The organism is Okeania sp. (genome assembly GCF_983059655.1).
Map to the genome: position 1 here is coordinate 1 of NZ_CEZPJD010000672.1, position 4434 is coordinate 4434.

At 35.4% G+C, this 4434-nt stretch carries 4 protein-coding genes; all 4 read right to left on the bottom strand.

The window, feature by feature from the left end:
• Positions 1-235 (bottom strand): hypothetical protein (locus AC3DU7_RS26345; RefSeq protein ID WP_488042240.1); only part of this gene is annotated, 235 nt, incomplete at its 3' end.
• A gap of 234 nt (positions 236-469) precedes the next feature.
• Positions 470-805, bottom strand: a complete 336-nt coding sequence (locus AC3DU7_RS26350; protein ID WP_488042241.1) for an element excision factor XisI family protein — start codon at positions 803-805, stop codon at positions 470-472.
• A 34-nt stretch (positions 806-839) separates the two neighbouring features.
• Positions 840-1196: a four helix bundle protein gene (locus tag AC3DU7_RS26355; protein WP_488042242.1), complete on the bottom strand. Its 357-nt coding sequence runs from the start codon at positions 1194-1196 to the stop codon at positions 840-842.
• 72 nt (positions 1197-1268) lie between these two features.
• Positions 1269-4307, bottom strand: coding sequence for an SAV_2336 N-terminal domain-related protein (locus tag AC3DU7_RS26360; protein ID WP_488042243.1), 3039 nt, complete (start codon positions 4305-4307; stop codon positions 1269-1271).
• Between the last annotated feature and the right edge of the window lie 127 nt (positions 4308-4434).

Below are 4434 nucleotides of genomic sequence, written 5' to 3' on the forward strand. Positions count from 1 at the left end.
CTGCTTCGTAATCGAGTTTACTACGCAACTCTGCTATTCTTTCTTCTGTTAATCCTGTAGGATGTAATGTTTTCTCCATAATTGTGTCAAGTTCTTCTTTGGCTTTTTGGGCTGCTTCGCGATCGCCTATTGGATAATAATAACCAATAGTTTTCCCTTCATGCTCTATAGAAATCAGTTCTTTTTGAGCTAATAAAGTTTGTTTTTCTAGGTCGTCGAATTTCACGTTTTTCATAAGGCTTTTGGCTCTATTTTAGATTAATTAGTGTCTAGTATAGCAGTTCTTTAATCTATGAAGTACAGTTTTAGATCCTTACAGCATATTTCAGGCAAATGATTATAAGATGAATAGTGAAAATATTGTAGTGCGGGCATCTTGCCCGCGATGAGTGTACCTCATAACAGTGGAAAGCGCTGTAAAAAGGGGAGAGCATTCAAAGTCTACCTTTTCAAGGGGGAATTGCTATAATTAATTGACTGCAAATTCTGTAAAAACTCGCACATCTGGGGGATGAAAACCCAAAACAATTTTACTTTTAGGAATACCTGATCTAAGTAGATCGGATGCTATTCCATCCTCTAAACCATCCCGATGTATCCAGATTTTATCCCCAATAATTTCTATATGAACTAAACACCCATGAACTTGTATATCATTTTCCCATCCTTGAGTAATTAATAAAAAATCATTCCTATCCTCACTAATAATTAAACGACATTGTAAATCCCCGTGAGCATAAGGAATTTCTGTATATTCTTTGAGTTCCTGTTGAATAATAGCGCGATATTGAACTAAGTTATCCATTGCTTTTCAGTTATCAGTCATCAGTTATCAGTCATCAGTTTTTTTCAGTCCTTTTAATGATGGAAAATAAGATTTTGCCAATCTCATCTGCATCTTGATGAATACTTTCAAAGGCTTTTTCTTCAATATAGTCAGTATCTTTTAGAAGAGATAACCAATACTTTGTTTCCAGGGTTTCTTTGTAAGCTATGGACAATTTCGCCCTAAAATCAGCTTGAGATATGCCTCCATTAGCTTCTGCTATGTTGGCTCCAATAGATGTTCCACTTCTCAACAGTTGTTTGGATAATACATATTCTTTTTTTTCCTCAGTCAAATATTTATAAGCTTTGACAATTCTAATAGCAAATTGGTAAGCTTTCTGGTAAACAATACTGTTACTTACACTCATAAGCTTTTCTTAATCCTTAGTTTTGTGAGGAAACCGCCAACTCTCAAACTGATAACTAATGACTGATAACTGTCAAACCCTTCTCCTAGCATCGCATACCACACGAAAACCAAAAGTGTCGGTGAAGAAGTCGCGCATAAAGTTGACGTAGCGAATCGCAGAACGGCAGATATCAGGATTGCTGAACCAGGAACCGCCACGCAGCAGTGAATAATTATCATTACTATTTAGCCAAGGTTTACCATCAGTTGGAGCATTTTCATAATTATTATGCCAGTCATCTGCACACCATTCCCAAACATTTCCGTGCATATCATATAATCCAAAGGCATTAGGAGGGAATTGGCCTACAGGGGTAGTTTGTTTTCTATATTCTCTTTCTGGTTCATCAGCATAAGTTCTAAACGCATCATAATTAGCTAAGTCTCCTGTGATAGTTTCTCCAAAGTGAAAGGGTGTAGTCGTTCCAGCACGGCAGGCATATTCCCATTCTGCTTCACTCGGTAGTCTATAATTCTTTCCCCTTAGAAATGAGAGTCTTTCACAGAATTCTACTGCTTCATACCAATTTACCCGCTCTACTGGTTTTTGCCATCTATCTATATTTTGGTATGGTTCCTTAAAACGAGAGGGTTCTGGGTTTAAATCTAAATTTACCTTCAAGTCTGTTCGAGAAGCGATCGCTCTCCATTGTCCTTGAGTAATGGGATATTTACCCATAAAGAAGGGAGGAACAGTCACATCATGTTGGGGACGTTCATTATTATTGCTATCTTTTTCGCTTTTAGGGGAACCCATAGCAAAAGTACCACCAGGAATAGATATCATTTCTAGGTCAACACTATCTGTAAGAGCTTCGGTGAAATATTGAACAAGCTTAGTATCTTGCTTAATAATTTCTCCTCGTCGGTTGACTGTAGGTGTTGTACACTGAAAAATCTGAAAGAATGTATTTTCAATAGCTTTATGAAAGATTTCTTGCAGATAATTAACAAATTTTTGATAATCTCTACTTTTGAACAACTCTCTCCATTTGAACAATTCTCTCTTATGATAAAAACCATCTGCACCACTTTCAAGAAATTCATTAGCTGTATCAGCAACCCAAGAAAAACCAACAATAGGTAAACTTGGAGAAATATTAGAATTAGCTTTCAAAATCCTAATAATTTTAGTTCCATTAACTTGCCTGTCTTGGTAGCGACTGTTAGGCAACCCATAATTAATTAAAATCAAATTTATTTCACCTGATTCTGCTAATTCAATAACTTGATTTACTTGATCTGTTCCTGTAACCTTAATGCCATATTGAGATGATAAATTTTCTGATATTTCTTGGATTACCTCTTGTTCGTCTTCAACTAATAAAATAGTTTTTAATTTAGCAATAGTAGCAACTTGAGCTGCAAATTCAAATGATTCAAAGTCATCTAAATTAATATCTTTAAACGTAGCAGTATTACCAGGTATTTCATCCTGAGATTTTTCTATTTCTTCAGCAAAGCGAGCATAAGCTCCTCCTAATCTTTTTAAAACTTTAGTTGTGACTGTAGCAAAATATTTGATATCTAAATCTGCCACATTATTTTCGGTTTTTAATCTTTCCAACTCATCGGGTTTTTTCAGCAATGCCAAAAATTCTTGGAGACTTTTACCTAGTCGCTTGGCAAAATCCTGAGAAATTACAGTAATAATCTCTTCAGAATTCTTTCTCGGACTATTTTTCAGCAAAATATCTCTCACTTCTTCTTCAATAAACTGATATTGAACTTCATCAGAATTAGTGTCAGGAGTAATCAAAGATTTAGGTTTGAGAATATTGCCAAGAAAGACCTCTGCTACATGAACTTGTTGAGACTCACTGAGAAAGTTTTTTTGAATTAACCGTACAATAGGTAAATTAATGACAGGTGCAGCAGAGAGTAATTTCGCTAAATTTTGTGCCATTTTTGAAGAACTCATCTCAAAATTATACACCCGTTCTTTACTGGTTAAACTTTCTGTTTCTGTATTTTCAACTATTGGCTTTTGTTCTTGTTTTGATGAAGAGGAAAAAACAAAACCACCAGCACCAATAGTTCCTTTGCCTACTACCATTTCGCTCCAAGTTTCTATCAGTTCTGGTTCTAAACTAAAGACAGGAACTTTTATCCCATTTTGTAAATTATCACCGCTCCCAAACCAAATTTCTCTGATAAATAAGTTACGATTAGGTACTTTAGGTTGTAAACAATCTAATTGTACCATTACTCCTAAACTCAGAGCTGTTCTTAACCACAAATGTTGAGGTAAAATTTGGATAATTGCTACAACATTGTGTTTTCCCCAACTCTCTAACAAAGAAAAAGCTTTACCATTACGCCAAATATTACTAACACAATCACTAACCACTAAAATCAAACGACGACAAGTAGGATCGATAAGTTTTTGGGGAGAATAAAAATGATAGGAATAACTGTTTTGCTTAATTCCTTGTTTCAGGCGAATTTTTCCTTCGGTATCTGTCACCATTCCCCAAGTTTGTACATTCCGAAAAATACCATAACGTTTGAACAATTGTTGTAATTCTTGAGTTGTTTGTTGCCAAAAAATCATGGAATCACTTCTATCTACCACTAAAGCTAAATCAAATTGAAGTTCTAGGGGAGGTTTGAGAATAGGAACACAAATTCCTTCTAATTCGGCAATATTTTCAACAGTAGCTTCTTCATCTAATAAATCTGCTTTACCATCAGAAATATACTGCATGAGAGGACGAAATGCTCTAGCAATTTTAAGAGGGTGACGCAGTGAAGAAACATCAGGAACTTTTATGGGTAAATAACCTTTATTGGAAGAAGGAGAATCAGTTTTGGGAGCAACTTCAGCGTATGAATTACTTTCAGGAATTTTTGGATATGTGGGATTTTCTGGTTTTAGAGCAGAAGATGTTAGTGGTACTTTATCACTTTCTTCTGTTGTTGTTTCATCCTCAGAAAGTATTTTTTTGCTGTGAGTAGAAGCATGAGATTGACGCTGCATTGCTAACCAAATAATTTCAGTAATTTCTGTTCCTGTGAGCTTCAATTCTTTTTCTAATAAGCTAATTAAACGGTCAAATTTATCAGTCATATCATGTCTGGTTGGAAGGAAGGCAGAGGGCAGAGGGCAGAAGGCAGAAGGGAAGAAAAGGTTAAAAGGGATAAAGTTTTTTGATACTGAATTTTGCCCCCCGAGCAAGCCAACAAAGTTAATCCCC